Raw genomic sequence first — 22,512 nt, forward strand, 5'->3', positions numbered from 1 at the left:
GTCTCAAGACCTTTGGTTCTGGCTGATGGCAATGGTGCCGGTTTCCGGTTCGTAGGCTGGCAATCTCAGCCTCACGCAGGTTCCGCGGCCAGTGTCGGCAGAAGCCGGGCTTTCCACCTGAACGTTGCCATAGTGCTCTTCAATAATGCTGTACACCAGCGACAGGCCAAGACCGGTTCCCTTGTTGGGGGCCTTGGTGGTGTAAAACGGCTCGAAGATATGATCGAGTTGATCCCCGGGAATACCGGAGCCCTCATCAACCACCTCGATGATAGCGGAGTAGCCATCGCCCTTTCCACTGACCCGGATGGTGCCGCCTTCCGGTGACGCGTCGCGGGCGTTGGCCAGCAGGTTGACGAATACCTGGACCAGACGCTGCTCATCTCCCAGCACCTGCAAAGAGGGCGGGCAGTCGTTGACATAGTGAATGCCCAGCCCCTTGTCGCTGAGCGACAGCAGGTTGATCGATTCTTCAACACAGCGATGAATCGCTACCGGCTCGTACCGGTTGGCCTGGGCATGATTGCCGCTGCGGGCAAAGTTCATCAGCGACTGCAGGATGGTAGAGATGCGGCGTGTCTGCTGTTGGATCTGGTCAGCGGTGTCCAGGATGTCCGGGTTGTCGGTTTCCAGTTTCAGGTTCTGGGCCAGGGAAGAGATACCGGTGACCGGGTTCCCGATCTCGTGGGCGACACCGGCCGCGAGCCTTCCCACCGATGCCAGCCGTTCGCTGTGCATCAATTCGTCCTCGAGCAGCCGGGTCTCGGTCTGGTCCTCCACCAGGATAATGCTGCCACCTTCGGTGTGGTCCGGTCCGCTAAGAGCGGCTTTGTGAAGATTCAGCCAGTGAGGCTTGCCGCGAAGGTCCAGTCGGTGTTTGTAACGATGCAGATCCTCACCCATATTGAAATCGTCCAGCAGCAGGTGCCAGTGCTCGGGCAAGGCCATCAGTCGGGCACCGACTACATCGTCGGCGGTAATCTCCGTTAGCGCTTCCATGGCGTGATTCCACATCAGAATCTCGCCGTCCTCGCCAACCGAGCAGGCGGGAATGGGCAGATTCTGCAACGTTTGCCGGTAATGCCGGCGCAAGTTGTCGAGTTCGCCGGCCAGCCCGGTTAGCCGGTTCTGGTAATCGCCGAGGGCGCGCTCCACATAGCGGATGTCCTGGGCGGTGCCGCCCTGGGCCATGGGCTTGAAGCCGAGATGGCGCTTGACCATGTCCCGGGCTACGGAGGGGCCAAGCAGGCCGGACAGGTTTATTTCCACCTGGTCCCGCAGTCGCCTGAGCTGGTAGGGGCGATACTCCACATTGGGCAGCTTCAGCTGGCCCAGTGCCCGCTCAACTTCCCGTCGTGCGACACCATAGCCAAGGGGCTCGGCCAACTGCCGAACAAAGTCACTGGAGGAGGTGGCCAGCAATTCACGGCGTTGCGGGCGGGACAGGGCGCCCAGTGAACAGGCTTGGGCCGCGCTGTTTTCCTCACTGGTGCTGGTGCTGAGAATGGAAATCAGCGCAAACACGGTAATGTTGGCGGTCAGGCTGACGAACGTGAAGATATGCCAGTTGCTGTAGTCCGGTATCAGTGGCGCATCCAGCCAGGCCAGCAGATTGGCCGTGTGCGAGAACGGCAGCACGAGCGTCACCACCCAGATGGCCAGCCCGACAACAAGACCGGCGATCAGGCCGCGGCGATTGCCCTCGGGCCAGTAAATCACGCCCAGGGCGCCGGGCAGCAGTTGCAAAGTGCCGGAAAGGGAAATGGCGCCGAGAATGGACAGGTCGAGGTTTTTGCCGACAACTTCATGAAACAGCAGCGCCAGGAAAATGATCACGGCGATGAGCAGGCGCTTGATCCACTGTAGCCACCGATAGATATCACCCTGGTCTTTCGGGGTTTTCAGGGGCAACACCACGTGGTTCAGTGCCATGCCCGCCAGTGCCAGGGTGCTGACGATCATCAGGCCGCTGGCCGCTGACAGGCCGGCAATATACATCAGCAGTGTAAGTGCGGGGCTTTCCATAGCCTGGGCTGCCCCGATGGCAAAGAATCCGGGCCCTGTGGTCACCGCCAGCTCCTGGCCGCCCCAGAGAATCAGGGGCACCGGCAGGCCGAGCAGCAACAGGTAAAGTGGCAGGCCCCAGCTGGCTTTGGCCAGTGCCTTGGGGGAGGGGTTTTCGCTGAAGGTCATGTGGTACATGTGTGGCAGCACCAGGGCGCCGGCAAAGGACATCAGCATCAGTGCCCGCCAACTGCCGTCGTCAATGCTCAGGGTCATGGTAGTGGCTGGCGACGTTCGGTTGTCCAGCCAGCTTTCCAGTCCGCTCATGCCGTCAAAGACCCCGAAGAGAATGACGCCCCCGAGCACCAGCAATGCCACAAGTTTTACGAGCGAATCAAAGGCGATGGCCAGCACCAGCCCCTGATGGTTTTCCGAGTTCTGGTCGCGCCTTGCCCCGAATAGCATGGCGAAAAGCACCACGATCAAGCTGAACATCACGCTGATTACCGCAGGCGATGTGTCCGGCGCAAGAATGCTGGCAGAGGTGGCGACGGCCTGTATCTGCATGCTCAGCAAGGCCAGAATGGCCCCGCCGGAGCAGAGGGTGACCAGGGTGCCAGCCCACTGGCTTCGGTAGCGATAGGCAAACAGATCGGCGAGGGACGTGAGCTGATAGGCGCGTCCGATCCTCATGACCGGGTTCAGAAGCACGGGCGCCAGCAGGAAAGCGCCGCTGATGCCGAGATAGTAGGCCAGAAAGCCGTAGCCGGATTCGGCGGCCATACCAACCGCGCCGTAGACCGCCCATATGCCGGCATAGACGCCCAGGCTGAGCACATAAATCAGGGGGTGGCGAACCCAGCGCCGGGGGACCATGCCCTTTTCGGTAAACCAGGCAATTCCGAACAGCAGAATCAGATACAGGAGGCTGGCGAGCAGCAGGCCGGAGGGACTAAAACTCATTGGGGTCCCGCCGCCACTCAAGCCAGAAACCGATGGCAATCAGGCCGGCCCAGATAATGTAGGGGCTGTACCAGACGTTTCCCGGCGAAGTCCACCAGTCAAGGATGTTGGGCGAAAAGATATAGATGGCCAGTACCAACAGGAAGACCAGACGGTAGATATACATCAGGCATGCTATCCGCGCTGAGGTGTGAGAAGGGCTTTATACCATGTCCCTCACCGGGATGTCAGGTGGATGGCGCCCCGTCGCCAGTTCCTCCGGCCCCACTCCAGCAGCGAATCCAGCGAACCGCTGGCAAGATCGGCAGGCGGGTTCTGGCCAAGGGCAACGAGCGCCATGAACAGGTTGTCTACAGGTTTGTCATCATCAAGAGCTGGTGCATGAGTCTGCTTGCTGAGTTTCTGACCCTGCTCGTTGAGTATGACCGGGATATGGAGCCAGCGTGGAGGAAGAGCGCCCAAGGCCCGATAAATCTGTTGCTGCTGCGCCGTCATGTCCAGCAGATCCGAGCCACGCACCACGTCCGTGATTCCCTGATCAATGTCATCGACCACCACCGCCAACTGATAGGCGTAGAACCCCTCCTTGCGGAGGATGACCGGATCGTCAAGCTCTGCTTGCACCGTCTGGTGTTGTGGCCCCAGCAGCTGGTCCTGCCAGTGGCAGTCCTGGTCTTCGAGGGCAAAGCGGATTGCGAATGGCCGGTCACCGTCGATTTCTGTGCGAGTTCGGCACTGGTTCGGGTGGCGCCCCTCGTTGGCCTGCAATTCCTTGCGCGAGCACTGGCAACGATACGCGTAGCCGCTTTCAAGCAGCCGGTTAACGGCTTGCTGATAGGCGTCGTGACGTCTGGATTGAAAGCGTACCGGCTCGTCGGGAAACAGCCCGTGGGCGTCAAGGCTGGCAATGATCTGGCCGGTCGCTTCCGGCGGCTCTCTCAGTGGATCCAGGTCTTCAATGCGGATAAACCACTGGCCGCCCTGACTGCGGGCTTCCAGAAAGCTGGCAAGTGCGGTAACGAGGGAGCCGAAATGCAACGGGCCTGTCGGAGAGGGCGCAAACCGGCCCCGGTAATGAGGGTTGTTCATGGCTGTCAGTCAGCCGGCAGGGCTGGAAAAAGCCCAGGCCGGCAGCTGTTGAGTAGTAGGCTCAGATGCCTGTCTGGCGTTCGCGAATCTCGGCCAGTGTCTTGCAATCGATGCACAGGGTGGCTGTCGGTCGTGCTTCCAGACGGCGGATACCGATTTCCACGCCACACTGATCGCAGAAACCATAGTCGTCTTTGTCGATGCGGTCGATGGTCTGGTCAATCTTCTTGATCAGCTTCCGCTCCCGGTCGCGGGTACGCAGCTCCAGGCTGAATTCTTCCTCCTGGGTTGCGCGATCGCTGGGATCCGCGTAATTTGCGGCGTCTTCCTGCATGTGGTGCATGGTGCGGTCGACTTCTTCCATCAGCTCCTGCTTCCATTGCAGCAGCAGATCTTTGAAGTGCTGGAGCATTTCCGCACTCATGTACTCTTCACCCTTCTTCATTTCATAGGGGGTGAAGTTGGTAAAACGTTCGCGTGGTTGTTCTGCAGTAGTTGCCATTGAACCCGGCCTCTTGTTTGTACTTCACAAGAACGGTTTGCTTCCCTCCGCGTGAGCCCCCGTGGCTGCGCGGTTATACCCTGGATGAAGCATTCGTCCTGAAACGGGAATTTGCGGAAAATAGCAGATTAGTCACGGGGGTGCCAGCCTTGTGACATCGACTTTTGTACGGAGATCACATGAAGTTTCCAGAACCGCTGGTTGAAGGCCGGCTTATCCGCCGCTACAAACGCTTTCTGGCAGACGTGCGGCTGCCGGATGGTTCGGAGGTAACCGCCCACTGCCCGAACACCGGCTCCATGCTGGGCTGTCAGCCAGAGGATGCTCGGGTCTGGCTCAGCCAGAGTGATAACCCCAAGCGCAAACTCCAATACACCTGGGAGTTGGTGGAAACCTCGCCCGGGCAACTGGCCTGCGTGAACACCGCCCGGCCGAACAGCCAGGCCCGGGCGGCCGTGCAAGCCGGCACCGTGGTGGAGCTGGCCGGCTATTCCGAGTGCCGCGCTGAGGTTAAGTATGGTTCGGAGAAGAGCCGGATCGACCTGCTGCTTTCCGGCCATGACACCGCGGCCGATGCCTGGGTGGAGGTCAAGAATGTCACGCTGGCGGACGATGCTCAGGGTTTTTTCCCCGATGCGGTGACCGAGCGCGGCCAGAAGCATCTGCGGGAGCTGATTGCCCAGGTTGAGCAGGGCGATCGCGCGGTGCTGTTTTTCGTGGTTAATCACACCGGCATTCAAACCGTTCGCCCGGCGGACCATATTGATCGAAAATACGGTGAGTTACTGCGGGAGGCCTGCGATGCTGGCGTGGAAGTGATTGCCTATCGTGCCGATCTGAGCGAGAGCGACGGCACGCCAACAGGTGTGTTGACCCTGACCGAATCGGTGCCCGTTATTCTGGAAGTCTGACCTCAATCTGGCCGTCCCGCTCCCGCAGGTCCAGCTGGGTGAGCGCATCGCCCTGGCAGGGCCCGGCAATGCATTCGCCGTCTGAGGGCTTGAACAGGGCGCCGTGGGTGGAACACTGGATAAACAGGTTGTCGGAATCCATGAACCGGCCGGGCATCCAGTTCAGTTCAACGCCCAGATGCGGGCAGATGTTCAGATAGGCGCGGGGCGTGCCACCGTCCAGAAACAGGAACCCGGTCAGCGGCATGCCTGCCGGCTCCCGGGCCTTCTCCCGGAGCCGGAATTCCACGAATTGGCCTTGTGTCAGCTCGGAGGCCGGACAGACGGGCTGCCAGGAATGCGGGAAGCTGCTCATTTCGGCAAGATCGTGTATCGCATGCGGGTCCCGTGATTCAGGGACATGACGATCTCATCGGCGTCCAGGCGATGCGGAAAATAGCAGCCGGAAATCTTGGCGCTGGCAATACTGGAGCCCTCCATCCGGGATTTCGAGAAGTCGATACCTCGCAGGTCGGCGCCCCGGAAGTAGGCGTGGCGGAAATCCAGCCCCTTGGCATCCATTCCCCTAAGATCCAGACCCCGGAAATCGCCATGGGCGAAACTGGGTAACTCTGCAAGCTTCGCCTTTTCAGAATTGAACGCCTGCATGTCTTCGCTACGAAGAATATCGTAGAGCGGGTGACTGATCTGATGTACTTCGTGTTCGCTTTTATCGTCCATATCGAACCTCGCGCTCGCCAGTGGGAGCCAGTTGTTGTTCTTAGTCGGCCTTTCCGCCGGGGATACCCAGATGTTGGCGGATCCGGTCGGCCACCGCCTCTGCCACATGCTCCTGGTCAGTGTGCAGGTGGATGGTGTGGCTCTTCTCCTCCGCGGTTAACGGTTCAAACCAGGTTTGCTGGGCGTCCAGCAATTCCTCGGTTGCCTCGGAGGCATCGCCCTTGCGATTTCGGATCCACTCCCGGCGCAGATCTTCCGGCGCCTCGCAATGGATCAGGGCAAAGGGCACACCCTGATCTTCGGCTATCGATGCCAGCAGGGCCCGCTCTTTCTGTTTCAGGCTGGCGGCGTCCACAATCACCGGGAAACCGGCGGCCAGAACGTGACTGGCAAGCTCCGCCAGCCGCTGATAGGTTTTCTCTGTCGCTTCCTCTGTGTACAGATCGCCACCGGTCGGTGAGCGGGAGCTGTCGAGTGGGGCCAGTCCGTGCAGGCGCTTGCGCTCGACATCGGAGCGCAGGCGTATCAGCCCCAGTTCATTGGCCATGGCGGCGCTGACGCAGGTCTTGCCGCTCGCGGACAGCCCGGTGGTTGCCAGCAGATAGTGATTCGGAATAGTTCCGTAATCCTCTGCCAACTGGGCGTAGTCTCGATAGCGCTGCATCAGGTCGGCTTTTTCAACATCGGTGAGCCCCGGGTTCCCCATGGTAAACAGGGCAATCTTGGCGCGCACCATAGCCCGGTATGCCTTATAAAGCGGCAACAAAGGCAGGGCTTCGAAGTCGTCGCGATATTCCAGGTACGTATTGAGCACCTGGTTGGCAAGGGCGCTTTCCCCCCGGGACTCCAGATCCATCAGCAGGAACGCGAGATCGTTGATCACATCGATCCAGCGGAACGGTTCGTTGAATTCAATGCAGTCGAAAACCGTTACCGCATCCTCGAAGCGGGTGATATTGGCGAGATGGAGGTCGCCATGGCACTCCCGCACCATGCCGCTGTCGCGACGACGGGCAATCAGCTCCCGGTGGCGCTCGAAGGTGGATTCGGTCCAGGCCTGGAGGTTGTCCAGCTGCATGAGCAGGTCCGAATCGTCAATCAGCGGACGGATCTGGTCAAAATTCTCCTGCATGGCGGCAAACACCGCCTCCGGCGTTCCCAGCGGTTTGTCATCCGGTACAGGCGGCAGTTGCTCATGAAATGCAGCGACCTGACGCGCCAGGTCCGTGAGCGGTTCGGGGGTTAGCTCCCCCTGTTCCTGCAGGCGATCGAAAAGCTGGTCCTGACCGAACTGACGCATCTTGATGGCGTATTCGAAGGCTTCGCCCTCGCCACCCAGGGCCGGATTTTCCGGCGTGCCAGTGATGGGCACCACTTCCAGATACAGTTTTTCGGCCAGTCGCCGATTGAGCCTGAGCTCCTCCTCGCAGAAATGCTTTCGGCGATCGAGGGTGGAGAAATTCAGGAAGCCGAAATCCATGGGCTTCTTGATCTTGTAGGCGTAGTCACCGGTCAGGATCACCTGTGAGATGTGAGTTTCGATAACCTGGAAACCATCGACAGGATGGTCGTACAGGTCTGGATTCTGCATGGCCAGAATCAGATTGCCTGGGGATGTCTCACTCACCGTGCTCTCCTCGCGTTCCCTGAACCCATTGATTTTTCTTGCTCTATCATAACGGGCAGATTACAGAAATAACACACGGATGGCCTGCCTTCCTCACCGCTCCCTTCGTTATAATCGCGGCATGAAAAAATCCAAAGCATCTTCCAGCCCCAGGCGAAAGCCCTCCCGACGTTCCTCCAACAACGGTCGCCGGCCGTGGTTCTGGCGTTTCATGTTCCGGTTATGTGCCATCGGTCTCGTTTTGCTGGCTGGCTGGATGGTTTACCTCGATGCCGTGGTGACCTCCCGTTTCGAAGGCCGGCGTTTCGAGGTTCCGTCCCGGGTTTATGCGCGCCCGCTGGAGCTTTTCGACGGTGCCAGCGTCAGTGCCGGTGCCCTGGAGAGGGAACTGAGCCTCTCCGGTTTCCGTAAGGGTGACGGCAGGAAATCCGGCAGTTACCAGCGCACGGGCAATCGCTTTGTGATCAGTACCCGGGGCTTTTCGTTCCCGGACGGCGATGAACCCAGGCGCAGGATCTCATTGATGATATCTGGCGATCGGGTTCAGGGCTTTTCGGTAATTGAAGGCGATAATGCCCCAATTGTGCGGCTTGAGCCGGCGCAGATTGGCGGCATCTACCCGGCGCACAAGGAGGACCGGGTGCTGGTCCAGCTGGACGAAGTGCCGGCCCTGTTGCCCACCACTCTGATGTCGGTGGAGGATCGTAATTTCTACGACCATTTCGGCATCGCGCCACTTTCTATTGGCCGGGCCATGCTTGCCAACATCCAGGCCGGGCGCATCGTTCAGGGTGGCAGCACGCTGACCCAACAACTGGTGAAAAACTTCTTCCTGACTCGGGAGCAGACGCTGGTGAGAAAGGCCAACGAGGCCCTGATGTCGGTGCTCCTGGAGTTGCACTATGAAAAAGACGATATCCTCGAAACCTATCTGAACGAGGTCTACCTCGGACAAGCCGGAACACGCAGCATTCACGGTTTCGGTCTTGCCAGCCAGTTCTATTTTGGCGAATCCCTCAAGGATCTGGATGTGCACCAGATCGCGTTGCTGGTGGGCATGGTCAAAGGCCCCAGTTACTACAATCCGCGCCGCCACCCGGAGCGTGCAACCGAGCGGCGGAATCTGGTGATTTCTGAAATGGAACAGGCCGGCCTAATTGAGCCGGGGCGCGCTTCCAGGGCTCGTGGATTGCCGCTGGGCGTCAGTGAGCGACCGTCATATTCGGAAAATCGGTACCCGGCCTATATCGATCTAGTCCGGCGACACCTTGCCCGCGATTACAAGGAAGAGGATCTGCGCAGTGAAGGTTTGCGGATTTTCACGACCCTGAACCCGGCGATCCAGTACGCGGCAGAGTATGCGGTAACCGATACCCTCCCGAGGCTGGGCGGCGGGCAGAATGCCGAGGCGCTGGAAGCCACCCTGGTAGTCACTGCGAAGGATTCCGGGGAAGTGCTGGCGCTTGTTGGTGGCCGGGACCCGCAATTTGCTGGATTCAACCGGGCACTGGATGCCAACCGTCCCATCGGGTCGTTGATCAAGCCGTTTATCTATCTGTCGGCGTTGCAGGAGCCGGAGAGGTATACCCTGACCACACCGGTGCTGGATAAGAGCTTTACCCTGGAATTCGACGATGGCAAACGCTGGCAGCCCAAGAACTACGATGGCGAGGAGCGGGGCGAAGTACCCCTGCACAAGGCCCTGTCCCACTCTTACAACCTGCCTGCCGTGCGTGTCGGGCTGGATATCGGAGTGGATCGGGTGCAGGAGACGCTGACAGCGTTCGGAGTCGATAGCCCGATTTCCCGTTACCCGTCGATGCTTCTGGGCTCGGTTTCCATGAGCCCGGTGACCGTGGCGCAGATCTATCAGGGGCTGGCGACATCCGGCTTCAATACGCCGCTGCGCACGATCCGTGAAGTCACGGACGCCGGCGGTGAGGCGCTATCCCGTTACAGTCTTGAAGTTGAGCAAGTGGCCGATCCCGCCGCCGTGCACCTGGTGCAATACGCCATGCAGGAAACCATGCAGGAGGGGACAGGACGCTCTGCCTATTACACTGTGCCTGAAGAGCTCAGTCTTGCCGGCAAGACCGGCACCACCGATGATGGTCGGGACTCCTGGTTTGCCGGGTTCAGTGGTGACCTGCTTGCGGTGGCCTGGGTTGGGCGGGATGATAACGGGCCAACTTCACTGACCGGGGCCAGTGGCGCTCTGCCGGTGTGGTCGAGGTTTATGGCGCAGGTTCCCCAGCACGGCTTCTCGCCGGTGGTACCCGACGGAGTCAGTTATCACTGGGTGAATTCGGAGCGGCAGGCACTCACAGACGAATACTGCGACAATGCCCGTCTGCTGCCCTACATTGCTGGCAGTGAACCCACGCAGACAATTTCATGCTCCGGAACTCTGGAACGTCGAATCCGGGGTTGGTTTGAAGGACTGTTTCAATGATTGACCGACTTTCGTTAAGGGCTGCCCTGATCGCCACGCTGCTGTCCGTGGCCGGTTGTGCTTCCGGGCCAGGAGGCGGAATCTACGTGCCGATCGGCAGTGAGCCGGCCCAGGCGCCCGAACCACCCAGAACCAGCACTGATAGCGAAGAGAGCGAAGCCCCCGTGTGGCGCAAGAGCGAACAGCCAGAGGCGGCTCCGGAAACCCGGGAATCGGCCCGGTCCAGCTCCCCTAGCTATCGGGAAACCGGGGATGGGCTCTCACCGGCGGCGCTCAGCCTGGTACGTGAGGCCGATCAGCTGTTGGCCCAAGGTAACGTCTCTGGCGCTATCGCACGCCTCGAACGGGCACAGCGGATCGCCCCCCGATCTGCGGAGGTGTATTTCAAATTGTCCGAGGCCTATGTGGCAGGTAATCAGTTGGGCTCAGCGGAGCAGTTCACCCTGAAGGGGTTGTCCCTGGCGGGAAGTGATATTCGGCTGCAGAGAGCCGGTTGGCTGTTGCTGGCGGATATTCGCCGGGCTCGAGGTAATGTGGCGGGTGCGGATCAGGCGGAAGCGAGGGCTGCGGCGTTATAAATTTGGTAATAAAAAGAGGGGCTGATGCCCCTCTTTTTTTGTCTTGTCATTCCGGAGTTGATGCTTCGAAATTGACTGTAGAAGTCTCGCCGCTGACTACTTCAACCTGACTGTCGCCAGTGATGAACGTGAGCTCGTCATCGGATGGTTCGCCTTCTGCAGTTTCGATCTCATCATTGTCACAAGTATATGAGACAGTGTATTCACCCTCAGGTATGAATGCCGCAGTGTAAACATACTGGTCGTTCTCGTAGTTGACCGGCACGGCAACTAGGGGCTCTTGGTCGCTGCCGATGTCATCAGGCGTAACATCGAAGCCCTCATGGATGTAGACGCTGCCATTGAAAGTGTCGACTGAGCCCGCGTTCTCTTCACTGCATTGATTTGCGATAACTTCTCCAGAGACTGTGCCTGCGATGGTGCCTACTTCAGAGTTGTCGACCAGACGAATCACCGGTTTCAGTCTGTAAACGTCAGGATTGTTCTGGGGATTTACAATAGATTTCCTGACGTCGAAGTCGATGGTCAGGTTGATCTCACCGCCTGCCGGCACAATAAATCCGCTAGTTTGGACTCCTCGCGCTGAGGGAGTTGTCAGGACGTATTCTCCGCCGTCAATGACAATTGTGTTTCCATCGCCGAGCTCCAAGCGCATCCAGGAATAGTCCCCTGCAGCTACCTCTTCATCGGCCAACAGAGACATCACGGTTCCACCGGTAAGGCTCAACAAGTTCACCGGTTCTGCCATGTCGAACTCGAACCGGCTTCGCTCACCATCGGAGTGTTGCAGTACCAATGCCTCGACCTCTATGTTCACCTCTTGCGCGCTATCGACGGGCGCATCGGTTAAGCCTACGTTAACCGTGCCTGTAGAATCGGTGGTACCTGTGCCGTCACTACCCCCGCCACACGCGGCAATGCCGGCAGCCAGAGCGGATACGGTGAAAAGGCGGATCGAGCGTTTCATATAAACCTCCAAGGTTTATTCGGTATATTTGTAGCGAGTTGAAATGCCACCTAACACCACTATCACGAGTGCCCGGGCAGCATAGTTCCCGACTTTTTGTTAACGTGTCTTAATGAGGTCGGGCCATCTGGCAGAACATTCTGAGACACTGGCAAATGCATCAGTCCGGCCATTTGATATAGACTGCGCCGCTGGCATGAACCCACGCAGGTAAACAACGGCTTTGGCAATTTTTCCTTTCAAGCCCTCGAAGTCCCGGCGTTTTGACGCTCTGGTGCGGCCCCATCTGGATGCGATGTACCGGTTTGCTTACCGTCTGGCGGGTCAGCAACAGGATGCCGAGGATCTGGTTCAGGATGTCGTGGTCAAGCTATTCCCAAAGCTGGATGAACTGGAAAGCGTTGACCAGCTAAGGCCCTGGTTAAACCGTGTGCTCTACAGGCAGTTTATCGACCAGGTTCGGCGCAAGAACCGGCAGAGTGACCGCCCGTTGACGGAGCTGGTCGGTACTGAAAGCCAGGCCGATTGGCTGGACAGCCTCGAATCCGACAGCGTTGGCCCGGATCTGCAACTGGAGCAGTCGCGCCTTGGACCGGCGTTGGATCGGGTCATGATGACTCTGACGCCCGATCAGCGAACTCTTTTGTTGCTTCATGATGTGGACGGCTGGCGCCAGGAAGACATCGCGGAGGTGCTGGACATCCCGTTGGGAACCGTGAAATCGCGATTGCACAGGTGTCGGGCCGCCCTGCGAAAGAAATTGCAGCGGGAGCTGGAACCAACCGAGCCGGCTGGACGTGTGGGGGAGTGAGGTGAAGACAATGTCCTGCAACGAAATCCGGGTGGATCTGCCCGCCTACATCAATAATGAGCTTTCCGCGCTTGCCCGTGATCGGGTGCAGGGGCACATTGCTGTCTGCCCGGCATGCAGTGAGTGGCTTGCCTCGGAGCGCGCTCTGAACCGGGCGTTGCAGGAGCAATTCAGCGTTCCTGAGCCTTCCCCTGATTTCCACAGCCGTGTTTTGTCCTCGGCGCGAGGCGAAGCCAAACCGGAGTCCGGATGGAGTCATGGGGCACTGGGTGGCGCCATTGCGGCGGCTCTGGCGCTCGGTATCGGCCTGGGTTTTCTGTTTCAGCCGGATCGTGTGACTGACAGCGGCCGGCCTGTTGTTGTGTCGTCGGAAAATGCCACTGAAAACTTGGCATCCGGGATTGCCGAACCCGTTGAGAAAACCGTGCGCCTTGCCTTCCGTTCGGGTGAAGCCCTGGAAAACGTTACGCTGACCCTGGAGCTGCCACCCAATGTGGAACTGGCTTCCTGGCCAGGGCATCGGGAGCTTAGCTGGCAGGTGAGCCTGAATGCCGGGGAGAACGTCCTGTCGCTGCCCCTGAAGCTCCTCTTTCCCGGTGCCGGTGAGTTGGTGGCCCGACTCGACACCGGAGATCGCCAGAAAACCTTTCGGGCCCCGATTCCCGAATACCCACAACGCCCGGTCGAGGATCCCGAATCATGACAGGTTGCAGGTTCGTATTGAGCGCCAGGCTGGTTGGATTGCTGATGTTGGGGTTTTGGGTCCCGGCGACAACACTGGCTAATGATGATCTGGATGTTACCATGCGCATGGTGACTGACGACGCAGAACTCACCGATTCGGTCGTGCGGGAAATCGAGCTGCCTCGCGCTATCGGAAAACCCGAAAATCCGGGTGAGTCTGGCTCTCGCGGGCTGGATGCGGCGAGTGAAGCCCGAGAAAGGGGGCGCGAGTTTGGTGAGTCCATGTCCGAAAAAGCCAGGCAATCCCGGGAGCTGATCAAGGGTAAGCCTGAGTTGCCGGAGCGGCCGGAACGCCCAGAGCTGCCGGATGCACCAGGGCTGGATCGCTGAAGCCGGATAAATAACCGGTCCTGCCCCGCGTGGATTAATCCGGAGAAACCTGTTTGCTGGTATTTTGGCGCGCCCTGTCCCTGATCCTGTTGTTAATGCCCACGATGATTCTCCAGGCGGCTGAAACGGAAGCCGGCATGGAGGATTTCCGTGCCGGCGTTGAAGCCTTTGAAGCAGGAGACCTGGACGCCGCGAAACAGCGCTTCCAGAGGGCCGTCGATGATGGCCTGAGATCCCCCTCGCTTTTCTACAACCTCGGTGTTGTCTGCTATCAGTTGGGCGATTATGTCGCCGCTGAATCGGCCTTCCGTTCATTGCTGGACGGCTCCAATGGCGCCCTGGCGCGTTATAACCTCGGTCTGGTGGCGCTGGCCAGGGAGGAGTCTGCCGAAGCCCGTCGCTGGTTCGAGCAGGCCTCGGCCGAGAGCTCGCCGGATAAAATCCGAACATTGGCCCGAGCGCAGCTGAATAAACTGGCCGGCGGAGTCCCGCTGTCGGCCAGCGAGCCTTCGGTTCGCGGCTATCTGGGTATCTCCGGCGGTTACGATTCCAATATTGCCGGCCTGCCCGAGGATACGGCGTCCAGTGAGGGCGGGGGCTTCCTCGAAGCGCTGGCTGCCGGAACCTACGAACGGCCAATCGGCACCCGCTCACGGCTTTCCCTCGATGCTGCCGCCTATTCCCGGGAACATCCGTCCGATGACGAATACGACACTCAGGTGTTGCAGGGACGACTGGCCTGGTCTGAGACCCTCGCTGCAGGTGATCGGGGCGCTCTGGTGTCGTTGGTGAAGTCCTGGTTTGACAGCCAATCCCTTGAAACCCGATACGGCATCGAGGGGTTTTATCGTTGGCGTGAGTGTTCGCTACCCGTAGCCCCGGATCAGTGCGGAATCGCCCTGGCGGCGGCTACCGTGAATGGTGGTTCAGGCTTCGAGGCCTATGACGGACAGTGGTATCGGGCACGCATTCATGCGCGGAAGTACCTGGGACCCTGGCTATTGGACGGCGAATACTCACTGGAAATCAATGACCGGCGGGATCTGCAAACAACCAATGAGTTCATCAGTGTCTCACCCACCCACCACACACTGGAGGTTGCCGGTCGCTACCGGTGGCGGCCAGATATCGTATTCGGAACAACGGGCTCTGTTCGCCACAGTCGATACCGGGACGCCCATCAGTTGGTGTCCGGGGAAGGCGAGAGCGGGCGCAGAACAGATAGCCGTCTGGAGATCGGATTGCTGGCGGAGAAGTCCCTGGACAGCCTTTGGTTGGTCCGGGGGGAGTGGCTGGTTCGGGATAACAGAAGCAGTCTGTCGCAGTATGACTATCAGCGCCAGACGCTGATGTTCACCCTCGAAGGGGCCTTCTAGCTCTGCAAGGCAAAGCCAGAAGGCCGGCTACCTTTTACAGTCCAGCGTTTCTCAGGCGGTTGGCGTGTTGCTTGAAAACCGCTTTCGGGTCTGTCTCGAACAGGCTGTGCAGCCCCAATGCTTGATTTACTTCATCCAGATGGTTCATGAAGTAATTATCCCGGATAACCTTGCCAAACCGGCTGCTGCAGCGGCCTACCAGACCGTCGTTCTGGCTGAAGCCGAAGGCGAGGCTGGTGGTGCCCAACAACGCGTCGGACGGATCCAGTACGTTGGTCAGAACACCGGTGCCACCCCAGGAGTAGAAGCGGACACCATTTGCCGAGTAGGCGCCTTCACCGCAAGCGGTGGTTGGAATCCCGGCAGGGGCAAAGTTGTTGAATTCGGCGCTGCCCTGAGTTGTGAGGGATTCCAGGCTTGACCGCAGGTCCTGGTTATAACCGCCACCGGACAGCAGGTCGATCAGCCCACCCAATGCATTACCCAGACTGGCTGCCAGGCTTTCGGCTGGGGAGCCGTAGATAAGGTCGGCGACCGGCGAGCCTTTATGGGGCGAGCCGACGGATGTTACCGAGGCGACCAGATCCGGCCGCACCCTGGCGATGTAACGGGCCGTGGGGCCCCCGTGGCTGTGGCCAATCAGATTGACCTTGCCGTGCACCGCGGCGATGGCCTGTACCTGCGGCAGCAGCGCTTCACCGCGAGCAATGGTGCTGTCCAGGGCGGGCACCTGAGTGGTGTAGACATCGGCGCCGTATTTGCGGAGATCCTCGGCGACGCCGTACCAGTAATCCACGCCGGCAATGGAATCAAAGCCGAACATGCCATGCACCAGCACAACCGGGTAACGAGTATCCGTATAGTTTGAAGGGGTAGAGTCCCACCACCAGGCGGCAGAGGGGGCCGACCAGGCCACGGTCAGGGCCAGGGCCATTGCTTGGATCCAGAGTTTCATTGTCGTTCCTACAGTTTGATGTTGTGTTTGTTATTCAAACTGCGGCTCAACCTAACGGGTTGCTCCAGAGACTTCCTGCTCGTACTGCATCTGCCTGTCGGCAGACCGAGTGCTTCCGTGCGCTGACTTGATTTTTGTGCTTGTTAGATTGGTGCCGTCAGAGCATCTCGGTAGAGATTAGATCAACATTTGATCAGTCGGGATGGTAAGTCAACGGCACAAGAGGCCAGGTAGGGGTGTTCGCCGTGGAACTGTGATGCCCATCACATCGGTGGCCCCGCAGGACATGTTCCGACCTGCGGGGCAGCGATGGGGACAGCGGAAATATCAGAGCGTGGCCATGACCTTTTTGGCCGCCGCTACCGTATCGGCGATGTCCCGTTCGGACAGTGCCGCTGTCGTAAAGCCAGCCTCAAAGGCGGATGGTGCCAGATATACGCCTTCTTTAAGCATGCCCTGGAAGAACTTCTTGAAGCGTTCGACATCGCAGCCCATCACCTGGTCAAAGCGGGTAACAGAGCTTTCCTCGGTGAAGAAGAATCCGAACATGGCCCCGGCACCCTGGACCGTCAACGGGATGCCAGTGGCGTCAGCGGCTTCTTTCAGACCGTCGCGAACGGCATTGGTTTTCTCGGTCAGCCGGTCGTGGAAACCGGGCTCGGAGATTGCGTTCAGTGTCGTCAGGCCGGCACACATGGCCAGGGGGTTACCGCTCAGGGTGCCTGCCTGGTAAACCGGTCCCAGTGGTGAGATGTGTTCCATGATTTCCCGTTTGCCGCCAAAGGCGCCGACCGGAAGTCCGCCACCAATCACCTTGCCAAGTGCGGTGAGGTCCGGGGTTACGCCATACAGCCCCTGCGCGCCGCCGAGGGAAACCCGGAACCCGGTCATTACTTCGTCAAAGATCAGCACGGTGCCGTGCTCGTCGCACACTTCCCGCAACCCCTCGAGGAAGCCGGGGACCGGTGGAATGCAGTTCATATTGCCAGCGACCGGCTCTACGATAATCGCGGCGATCTGGTCGCCCATCTCCCGGAAGCATTCGCGAACGCTGTCCATGTCGTTGTAGGTCAGCGTGATGGTGTGCTCAGCCAGGCTGGCGGGGATGCCCGGGGAATTCGGCACCCCCAGGGTGAGGGCCCCGGAGCCTGCTTTGACCAGCAGTGAATCCACGTGGCCGTGGTAGCAGCCCTCGAACTTCACGATCTTGTCGCGACCGGTGTAGCCCCTCGCCAGGCGGACAGTGCTCATGGTGGCCTCGGTACCCGAATTCACCATGCGGACCAGTTCGATGGATGGCACCAGTTCGCACACTTTCTTGGCCATCTCGGTTTCTAGGGCGGTCGGCGCACCATAGCCAACGCCCAGATCAACCTGCGCATGCAGGGCGTCTTTGATGCGTTGGTCACCGTGGCCAAGAATCATGGGGCCCCAGGAACCGATGTAATCGATGTAGCGCTGATCGTCTTCGTCGTAAAGATAGGCGCCCTGGGCGTGCTTGAAGAAGATCGGCGTGCCGCCAACGCCTCGAAAGGCCCGGACCGGAGAGTTCACGCCACCGGGGATGTATTTCTGGGCCTGCTCGAACAGGGTTTCGGAGTGCGTCATGGATCTGGGCTCCTGTTATTCCGGAAGTGAAAAAAGTGGGTGATGGCTTGCGAACAGGCGCTCAAACGCTTTGGCTCGCATCTCAATGTCGTTTGTGTCGCCGCCAAACAGACCGCCTACCACGGCGAGCATGTCGGCGCCGGCACGGATAAGAGGTTCGCCGTTGTCTGTGGTCACCCCGCCAATAGCGGTGATTGGGAGGCCGAAATGCTTCGCTTTGGTCAGGACACCGGGAGGCGCTGCCGGGGCGCCGGGTTTGGTCGACGACGTATAAATTCGCCCGAACGCCAGATAGTCCGCGCCCGCCCCCAGTGCAGCCTGTGCAAGCGCGAGATCGGCGTGACAGGTTATGCCGATTATGGCCTCATCACCGAGAAGGCGGCGGGCCTCAGTCACTGAGCCGTCCGTCTGACCCATGTGTACGCCGGCAGCCCCGACCCGTTTCGCGAGATCTGGGTCGTCATTGATCAGCAACGGAACGCCCGCATTTCGGCATACAGCCTGCAAACTGGCCGCTTGGGAAACCCTTTCGGCCATCGGCGCGCTCTTTTCGCGGTATTGTACCATGACCGCGCCGCCCCGAAGCGCAGCCTCTACCGATTCGATCAGTGTTACGGGTGGTGTCAGTACGCTGTCGGTAATGGCGTAGAGCCCCGGGCGCAGCCCTTTACTCATCGCTCCCACAAAATACCTCGATCCGGGACCGGCTGGCCTTTACCGACTTCCAGAGCGTGGAGTATGGCTCGATGGACGTAGTTCTGGGCCTGGGAAATGGCGGCGCGGGGAGACAGCCCGGAGGCCCTGCCGGCAGAAATGGCTGCTGCCAGAGTGCAGCCGGTGCCATGGTACTCACCACCGATTCGTTCAACTTCCCAGCGCATGGGCTCAGGGGCGTGGTTATAGAGCGTGTTGATAATGTGAACGCCGGTACCGTGTCCACCGGTGGCCAGCACGGATTCGCAGCCGCCCTTCAGCAGATTGTCGGCGGCCTGATCGGCGTTTTCACTGTTGCCGAGCATGGCCAGTTCGACGCCGTTGGGCGTGATCATTTCGGCCACGGGAAAGAGCTTCTCCTTCATGGCGTTGACCAGTTCGTCGTCGGCCAGATCACCGCCGCCTGCGGCCTTGATCACCGGGTCGGTAATCACGGGAATGCTCGGATGTTCACGGATGAAATCCACGAGCACATCCACCACCGCAGCATTGCCCAGGGCACCGGTTTTGATGGCATGAATCGGGGAATCATCGGCGAGACACTGGAGTTGCTTTCGGATCAGGTCAGCCGATACGGGCTCGGCGCCATACACGTTGCGGGTGTCCTGCACGGTAAGGCAGGTAAGAACCGGCAAGGGATGACAGCCAAGGGAGGTGACGGCCTGGATATCGGCCTGAATGCCGGCGCCGCCGGACGGATCAAGACCGGAAAGAATCAGAACCTGTGGTCGGGTATAGCGTTTGATGACTCAGCTCCTCAAAACGGTTTGACAACAGCCAGGATAACAACGGCCAGAAGGATCAGCACCGGCAGTTCGTTGAACCAGCGGTAAAACACGTGACTTCTGGTGTTCCGGTCGTCCCGGAAGACCTTTACAAGGTGCCCGCAGTAGAAATGGTAAACGATCAGAATGGCCACCAGAAACAGCTTGGCATGCATCCAGCCCTGGCTGAAATAGCCGGAGGCATTGTAACTGATCAGCCAGACACCGAAGACGACGGTGGCGACCATTGAAGGGGTGGTAATGCCGCGGTACAGCTTGCGTTCCATGATCTTGAAGCGCTCACGACCGGGCTCGTCCTCGCAAGCCGCGTGGTAGACGAACAGTCTGGGCAGATAGAAAATGCCGGCGAACCAGCACACCAGTGAAATAATATGGAAGGCTTTCACCCACAGCATTCGTCAACTCCGTCGGTATTGGTAGTAACTTTCGATATCGGATTTCAGTACCACGCCATAAACCCGTTGAATCATCGGGGCCACGTGACGTTGTACGTACAGTGCCTCGGCATTGGTTGCATCGAACTCGTTTAATGCCTCCTCCAGGGTGGCCTGATATTGCACGGGGGCCACGTCGCGACGGTTCGCAGGTATGTCCATAAGGTCAATGGCCTCCGGCGGTTCGATCTCTTCCTCGGACACCAGCTTCTCGGTGTCCTCCAGGTATCTGGCGAGATCCACGGCCGGCAACAGGGCGGTCGGCCCGCTGCTGCCTTCAACCACAAGCCACTTTGGCTCGGATTTCAGTACTTTTCTCGCTTCTTCCACCGTCAGGTGCCGTTCGGTGCGCAGTATGCTGCGGTCCATGATGGCGCCAACCGACACCCGCCGCAGGGCCTGGATGACCGGTGAGTTCTGGTAGCTCAGCCCCTGATTTTTGAGGATAGTAAGGAACAGTGATTTCTTGCCGAAGGCTTCGCTGGTCACCAGGCTTGAGGTGGTGATGATCAGCATGCCCGGGAGGATGATGTTGGGGTTACGCGTGAGCTCCATCAATGCCATCAGGGCCGCGAGTGGCGCCTGAAGTACGGCCCCCATCATGGCTCCCATGCCGAGCATGGCGTAGAAGCCGACAGAGGACGCCTGTTCCGGCATGATCTGGGCGCCAATCAGCCCCATGGCGCCGCCCAGGGTTGCCCCCATAAACAGGGTTGGGCCGATCACGCCACTTGGCATGCCCAGCCCTATGGAGAGCGATGTAATAACCAGTTTCGCGGCGCCGGCACCGAGCAGGAGCCAGAACCCGAGTTCGCCGTTAATGGTTTCGTTGACGGTGTCGTAACCGATACCCATGGTTTCCGGAATAAAAATGGCGAATGGCACCATCAGAAGGCCCGCAAACGTGATGCGCAACAGAACTGGGCGGTGGTGGTGCTTGCCCATGGTGTCAACCAGCTGGATAAACAGCGCGGCCGAAATGCCGATAATCACCGCTATTGCGAGTATCCAGGGGATTTCCGTTAACGAGTTCATGGTCAGCGCCGGCACGTTAAAGGCCGGCTCTGTGCCATAAACCGCCTGGGTAACAATGGCAGCGCTGACAGAGGCCAGGATGATCGGTGTAAAACCCGCAATGGTATATTCCATCATCACCACTTCCATGGCGAAGATGACGCCGGAGATCGGCGTGTTGAAAGAGGCTGAAATGGCGGCCGCACAACCGCAAGCCACCAGTGTCCGGATGCTATTGTTCGGAAGCCGCATCCACTGGCCCATCAGGCTGGAAAAAGCCGCGCCCAGGTGCACGGCAGGCCCCTCACGACCGGCCGACTGACCACTGACCACGGTGGCAACGCCCGAGATGAACTGCACGATCGCGCTGCGTACGGAAATGTAGCCCTGGTGGTAATTCAGACGCTCCATCACGTGCACAATCCCGACCTTGCGGTCGTGGGTGGCCAGACGGTGCATCAGCAGCCCCAGACCGAGGGCGCCAGCCAGGGGCAGGAATCCGCGGGTAATCAGGTCCAGTTGTTCGAAGGATTCGGAGCCATCTCCGGGCAGGAAGTGCTCAAGCGGCCATTCGATAGCCAGCCGAAAAACCAGGATCACGCCCCCGGTTATCAATCCGGACAGCAGGCCGAGCACGGCCAGTTGCGGCAAAGCATCAACACCGGATAGTCGGCGCCGGAAAACAGGAATCAGATGCTCGGTAATCTGGTGCCAGATTTTCTGCATGAGGCCAGAGTTCCGGTGGATTTGAATGGACTGCCAGAAGGATTCTGACAACATTGTAACGGTCGCCCTGAGGGCTGCAATAAGTCATTGGTTTATCATGGTAGACTACGGCGTTAAAGCTCTTAATTTTGATACGACGTCGCTGGAGAAAATGGTGATTAAAGTAGGCATCGTTGGTGGCACCGGCTACACCGGTGTGGAACTGCTGAGAATTCTTGCGGTTCACCCTGAAGTTTCGGTCAGTTGCATTACCTCCCGTTCCGAGGCGGGCATGCCGGTCGCGGATATGTACCCCAATTTGCGAGGCCATTATGACCTCGCGTTTTCAGAGCCGGACGTTAATGTGCTTGGGGATTGCGATCTGGTGTTCTTCGCCACGCCCCATGGCGTGGCCATGAGAATGGTGCCGGAACTGATGGCCGCCGGCGTGCGTGTGGTGGATCTGTCCGCCGATTTCCGTCTTAAAGATCTGGATGTCTGGGCCAACTGGTATGGCATGGCCCATGAGAGCCCGGAATGGGCCGAGAAGGCGGTTTACGGGTTGCCGGAAGTGGTGCGGGATGAAATCCGCACTGCTCAACTGGTTGCCAACCCGGGTTGCTATCCGACCGCAGTTCAGCTGGGATTCCTTCCGTTGCTGGAGCAGGGGCTGGTGGATCCCAAGCGCCTGATCGCCGATGCCAAATCCGGCGCCAGCGGCGCGGGCAGGCAGGGCAAGATCGGTATGCTCCACGGGGAGATCGGTGAAAGCTTCAAGGCCTACGGCGCCTCGGGTCATCGTCATCTGCCGGAAATCCGCCAGGGTTTGTGCGCTGCTGCCGGCGGGGATGTGGGTGTGACGTTCGTGCCCCACCTGATTCCGATGATCCGCGGCATCGAGGCGACGCTTTACGCCGAGCTCAAGAACCCGGCGGACTTTGATCGGCTCCAGGCTCTGTTCGAACAGCGTTTTAATGACGAGCCTTTTGTCGATGTGATGCCTTTCGGCAGCCATCCGGAAACCCGGAGCGTGCGTGGGGCGAACCAGTGTCGCATGGCGCTGCATAGGCAGGAGCAGAGCAACATTGTTATTGTTTCTTCCGTCATCGATAACCTGGTTAAAGGTGCAGCGGGGCAGGCGGTCCAGAATATGAACATCATGTTTGGCCTGAAAGAAACCATGGGGCTTGAGGCCCCGGCGCTTTTGCCTTGATACCCAAGGG

At 59.3% G+C, this 22,512-nt stretch carries 22 protein-coding genes; 8 read left to right on the forward strand and 14 right to left on the reverse strand.

Going from position 1 to position 22,512, the window contains the following annotated elements; translation table 11 throughout:
- Positions 1 to 3: 3 nt before the first annotated feature.
- The 4 genes from J3362_RS15580 to dksA form a co-directional block, all read right to left on the reverse strand.
- On the reverse strand, positions 4 to 2,967 hold the full coding sequence (locus J3362_RS15580; protein WP_349520876.1) for an ATP-binding protein: 2,964 nt from the start codon (positions 2,965 to 2,967) through the stop codon (positions 4 to 6).
- Positions 2,957 to 3,133, reverse strand: coding sequence for a hypothetical protein (locus J3362_RS15585; RefSeq protein WP_048497702.1), 177 nt, complete (start codon positions 3,131 to 3,133; stop codon positions 2,957 to 2,959). Before J3362_RS15585 ends, J3362_RS15580 begins: the two co-directional genes overlap by 11 nt.
- 50 nt (positions 3,134 to 3,183) lie before the next feature.
- Positions 3,184 to 4,056 carry a tRNA glutamyl-Q(34) synthetase GluQRS gene (gluQRS, locus tag J3362_RS15590; RefSeq protein WP_349520878.1) on the reverse strand — a complete coding sequence of 291 codons (873 nt, stop codon included), beginning with the start codon at positions 4,054 to 4,056 and terminating at the stop codon, positions 3,184 to 3,186.
- A 61-nt stretch (positions 4,057 to 4,117) separates the two neighbouring features.
- Complete coding sequence (dksA, locus tag J3362_RS15595; RefSeq protein WP_008173182.1) at positions 4,118 to 4,558, reverse strand: RNA polymerase-binding protein DksA; 441 nt, start codon at positions 4,556 to 4,558, stop codon at positions 4,118 to 4,120.
- A 179-nt stretch (positions 4,559 to 4,737) separates the two neighbouring features.
- Here dksA and sfsA point away from each other — a divergent pair, with 179 nt between their 5' ends.
- A complete protein-coding gene (gene sfsA, locus J3362_RS15600) occupies positions 4,738 to 5,469 on the forward strand; it encodes a DNA/RNA nuclease SfsA (protein WP_349520879.1) in 732 nt (243 codons plus the stop codon).
- On the opposite strand, the gene J3362_RS15605 is transcribed toward sfsA, so the two are convergent.
- The 3 genes from J3362_RS15605 to J3362_RS15615 are packed head-to-tail and all read right to left on the reverse strand — an operon-like array spanning position 5,453 to position 7,780.
- Positions 5,453 to 5,824 (reverse strand): Rieske (2Fe-2S) protein, encoded by a 372-nt coding sequence (locus tag J3362_RS15605; RefSeq protein ID WP_349520881.1) that lies wholly within the window; start codon positions 5,822 to 5,824, stop codon positions 5,453 to 5,455. The two genes, sfsA and J3362_RS15605, sit on opposite strands and share 17 nt — an antisense overlap.
- The gene (locus J3362_RS15610; protein WP_349520882.1) at positions 5,821 to 6,189 is read right to left on the reverse strand and encodes a pentapeptide repeat-containing protein; all 369 of its coding nucleotides are present in this window, start codon (positions 6,187 to 6,189) and stop codon (positions 5,821 to 5,823) included. The genes J3362_RS15605 and J3362_RS15610 overlap by 4 nt, the downstream gene beginning before the upstream one ends.
- 40 nt (positions 6,190 to 6,229) lie before the next feature.
- Positions 6,230 to 7,780 (reverse strand): bifunctional aminoglycoside phosphotransferase/ATP-binding protein, encoded by a 1,551-nt coding sequence (locus J3362_RS15615; protein ID WP_502882442.1) that lies wholly within the window; start codon positions 7,778 to 7,780, stop codon positions 6,230 to 6,232.
- A gap of 157 nt (positions 7,781 to 7,937) precedes the next feature.
- On the opposite strand from J3362_RS15615, the gene mrcB reads away from it, so the two are divergent.
- Positions 7,938 to 10,268: a penicillin-binding protein 1B gene (gene mrcB / locus J3362_RS15620; RefSeq protein WP_349520886.1), complete on the forward strand. Its 2,331-nt coding sequence runs from the start codon at positions 7,938 to 7,940 to the stop codon at positions 10,266 to 10,268.
- Positions 10,265 to 10,846 carry a tetratricopeptide repeat protein gene (locus tag J3362_RS15625; RefSeq protein WP_349520888.1) on the forward strand — a complete coding sequence of 194 codons (582 nt, stop codon included), beginning with the start codon at positions 10,265 to 10,267 and terminating at the stop codon, positions 10,844 to 10,846. Before mrcB ends, J3362_RS15625 begins: the two co-directional genes overlap by 4 nt.
- 46 nt (positions 10,847 to 10,892) lie before the next feature.
- On the opposite strand, the gene J3362_RS15630 is transcribed toward J3362_RS15625, so the two are convergent.
- A complete protein-coding gene (locus tag J3362_RS15630; RefSeq protein WP_349520890.1) occupies positions 10,893 to 11,813 on the reverse strand; it encodes a DUF4382 domain-containing protein in 921 nt (306 codons plus the stop codon).
- Between the two features lie 223 nt (positions 11,814 to 12,036).
- Between J3362_RS15630 and J3362_RS15635 the strand changes: the two genes are divergently transcribed.
- From J3362_RS15635 to J3362_RS15650, 4 genes are read left to right on the forward strand one after another with little or no spacing between them, the layout of a single operon-like run.
- The gene (locus tag J3362_RS15635; RefSeq protein ID WP_349520891.1) at positions 12,037 to 12,624 is read left to right on the forward strand and encodes an RNA polymerase sigma factor; all 588 of its coding nucleotides are present in this window, start codon (positions 12,037 to 12,039) and stop codon (positions 12,622 to 12,624) included.
- A gap of 10 nt (positions 12,625 to 12,634) precedes the next feature.
- Complete coding sequence (locus J3362_RS15640) at positions 12,635 to 13,327, forward strand: anti-sigma factor family protein (RefSeq protein WP_349520893.1); 693 nt, start codon at positions 12,635 to 12,637, stop codon at positions 13,325 to 13,327.
- On the forward strand, positions 13,324 to 13,698 hold the full coding sequence (locus J3362_RS15645) for a hypothetical protein (RefSeq protein WP_349520895.1): 375 nt from the start codon (positions 13,324 to 13,326) through the stop codon (positions 13,696 to 13,698). Before J3362_RS15640 ends, J3362_RS15645 begins: the two co-directional genes overlap by 4 nt.
- Before the next feature lie 53 nt (positions 13,699 to 13,751).
- A complete protein-coding gene (locus J3362_RS15650) occupies positions 13,752 to 15,074 on the forward strand; it encodes a tetratricopeptide repeat protein (protein ID WP_349520897.1) in 1,323 nt (440 codons plus the stop codon).
- A 34-nt stretch (positions 15,075 to 15,108) separates the two neighbouring features.
- Here the strand turns inward: J3362_RS15650 and J3362_RS15655 are convergent, their stop codons facing one another.
- The 6 genes from J3362_RS15655 to J3362_RS15680 all read right to left on the reverse strand — a co-directional run bounded on the left by J3362_RS15655 (position 15,109) and on the right by J3362_RS15680 (position 21,310).
- A complete protein-coding gene (locus tag J3362_RS15655) occupies positions 15,109 to 16,029 on the reverse strand; it encodes a lipase family alpha/beta hydrolase (RefSeq protein WP_041644915.1) in 921 nt (306 codons plus the stop codon).
- Between the two features lie 327 nt (positions 16,030 to 16,356).
- Positions 16,357 to 17,637, reverse strand: a complete 1,281-nt coding sequence (hemL, locus tag J3362_RS15660) for a glutamate-1-semialdehyde 2,1-aminomutase (RefSeq protein WP_349520899.1) — start codon at positions 17,635 to 17,637, stop codon at positions 16,357 to 16,359.
- 15 nt (positions 17,638 to 17,652) lie between these two features.
- Positions 17,653 to 18,312, reverse strand: a complete 660-nt coding sequence (gene thiE / locus J3362_RS15665; RefSeq protein WP_349520901.1) for a thiamine phosphate synthase — start codon at positions 18,310 to 18,312, stop codon at positions 17,653 to 17,655.
- Positions 18,309 to 19,067, reverse strand: coding sequence for a bifunctional hydroxymethylpyrimidine kinase/phosphomethylpyrimidine kinase (gene thiD / locus J3362_RS15670; protein ID WP_349520972.1), 759 nt, complete (start codon positions 19,065 to 19,067; stop codon positions 18,309 to 18,311). The genes thiE and thiD overlap by 4 nt, the downstream gene beginning before the upstream one ends.
- Before the next feature lie 41 nt (positions 19,068 to 19,108).
- Positions 19,109 to 19,531, reverse strand: coding sequence for a protoporphyrinogen oxidase HemJ (gene hemJ / locus J3362_RS15675; protein ID WP_008173152.1), 423 nt, complete (start codon positions 19,529 to 19,531; stop codon positions 19,109 to 19,111).
- A gap of 3 nt (positions 19,532 to 19,534) precedes the next feature.
- On the reverse strand, positions 19,535 to 21,310 hold the full coding sequence (locus tag J3362_RS15680) for a chloride channel protein (protein ID WP_349520905.1): 1,776 nt from the start codon (positions 21,308 to 21,310) through the stop codon (positions 19,535 to 19,537).
- 154 nt (positions 21,311 to 21,464) lie between these two features.
- On the opposite strand from J3362_RS15680, the gene argC reads away from it, so the two are divergent.
- Positions 21,465 to 22,502, forward strand: coding sequence for an N-acetyl-gamma-glutamyl-phosphate reductase (argC, locus tag J3362_RS15685; protein ID WP_349520974.1), 1,038 nt, complete (start codon positions 21,465 to 21,467; stop codon positions 22,500 to 22,502).
- The last annotated feature ends 10 nt before the right edge of the window (positions 22,503 to 22,512 follow it).

This window comes from Marinobacter sp. NFXS11 (assembly GCF_040148675.1).
Taxonomy (GTDB): Bacteria; Pseudomonadota; Gammaproteobacteria; order Pseudomonadales; family Oleiphilaceae; genus Marinobacter.

Excerpts from the sequence above, each read along its gene's own strand:
- J3362_RS15580 (WP_349520876.1), bottom strand. The coding sequence starts at position 2,967 with ATGAGTTTTAGTCCCTCCGGCCTGCTGCTCGCCAGCCTCCTGTATCTG.
- J3362_RS15585 (WP_048497702.1), bottom strand. The coding sequence starts at position 3,133 with ATGTATATCTACCGTCTGGTCTTCCTGTTGGTACTGGCCATCTATATC.
- gluQRS (WP_349520878.1), bottom strand. The coding sequence starts at position 4,056 with ATGAACAACCCTCATTACCGGGGCCGGTTTGCGCCCTCTCCGACAGGC.
- dksA (WP_008173182.1), bottom strand. The coding sequence starts at position 4,558 with ATGGCAACTACTGCAGAACAACCACGCGAACGTTTTACCAACTTCACC.
- sfsA (WP_349520879.1), top strand. The coding sequence starts at position 4,738 with ATGAAGTTTCCAGAACCGCTGGTTGAAGGCCGGCTTATCCGCCGCTAC.
- J3362_RS15605 (WP_349520881.1), bottom strand. The coding sequence starts at position 5,824 with ATGAGCAGCTTCCCGCATTCCTGGCAGCCCGTCTGTCCGGCCTCCGAG.
- J3362_RS15610 (WP_349520882.1), bottom strand. The coding sequence starts at position 6,189 with ATGGACGATAAAAGCGAACACGAAGTACATCAGATCAGTCACCCGCTC.
- J3362_RS15615 (WP_502882442.1), bottom strand. The coding sequence starts at position 7,780 with ATGCAGAATCCAGACCTGTACGACCATCCTGTCGATGGTTTCCAGGTT.
- mrcB (WP_349520886.1), top strand. The coding sequence starts at position 7,938 with ATGAAAAAATCCAAAGCATCTTCCAGCCCCAGGCGAAAGCCCTCCCGA.
- J3362_RS15625 (WP_349520888.1), top strand. The coding sequence starts at position 10,265 with ATGATTGACCGACTTTCGTTAAGGGCTGCCCTGATCGCCACGCTGCTG.
- J3362_RS15630 (WP_349520890.1), bottom strand. The coding sequence starts at position 11,813 with ATGAAACGCTCGATCCGCCTTTTCACCGTATCCGCTCTGGCTGCCGGC.
- J3362_RS15640 (WP_349520893.1), top strand. The coding sequence starts at position 12,635 with ATGTCCTGCAACGAAATCCGGGTGGATCTGCCCGCCTACATCAATAAT.
- J3362_RS15645 (WP_349520895.1), top strand. The coding sequence starts at position 13,324 with ATGACAGGTTGCAGGTTCGTATTGAGCGCCAGGCTGGTTGGATTGCTG.
- J3362_RS15655 (WP_041644915.1), bottom strand. The coding sequence starts at position 16,029 with ATGAAACTCTGGATCCAAGCAATGGCCCTGGCCCTGACCGTGGCCTGG.
- hemL (WP_349520899.1), bottom strand. The coding sequence starts at position 17,637 with ATGACGCACTCCGAAACCCTGTTCGAGCAGGCCCAGAAATACATCCCC.
- thiE (WP_349520901.1), bottom strand. The coding sequence starts at position 18,312 with ATGAGTAAAGGGCTGCGCCCGGGGCTCTACGCCATTACCGACAGCGTA.
- hemJ (WP_008173152.1), bottom strand. The coding sequence starts at position 19,531 with ATGCTGTGGGTGAAAGCCTTCCATATTATTTCACTGGTGTGCTGGTTC.
- J3362_RS15680 (WP_349520905.1), bottom strand. The coding sequence starts at position 21,310 with ATGCAGAAAATCTGGCACCAGATTACCGAGCATCTGATTCCTGTTTTC.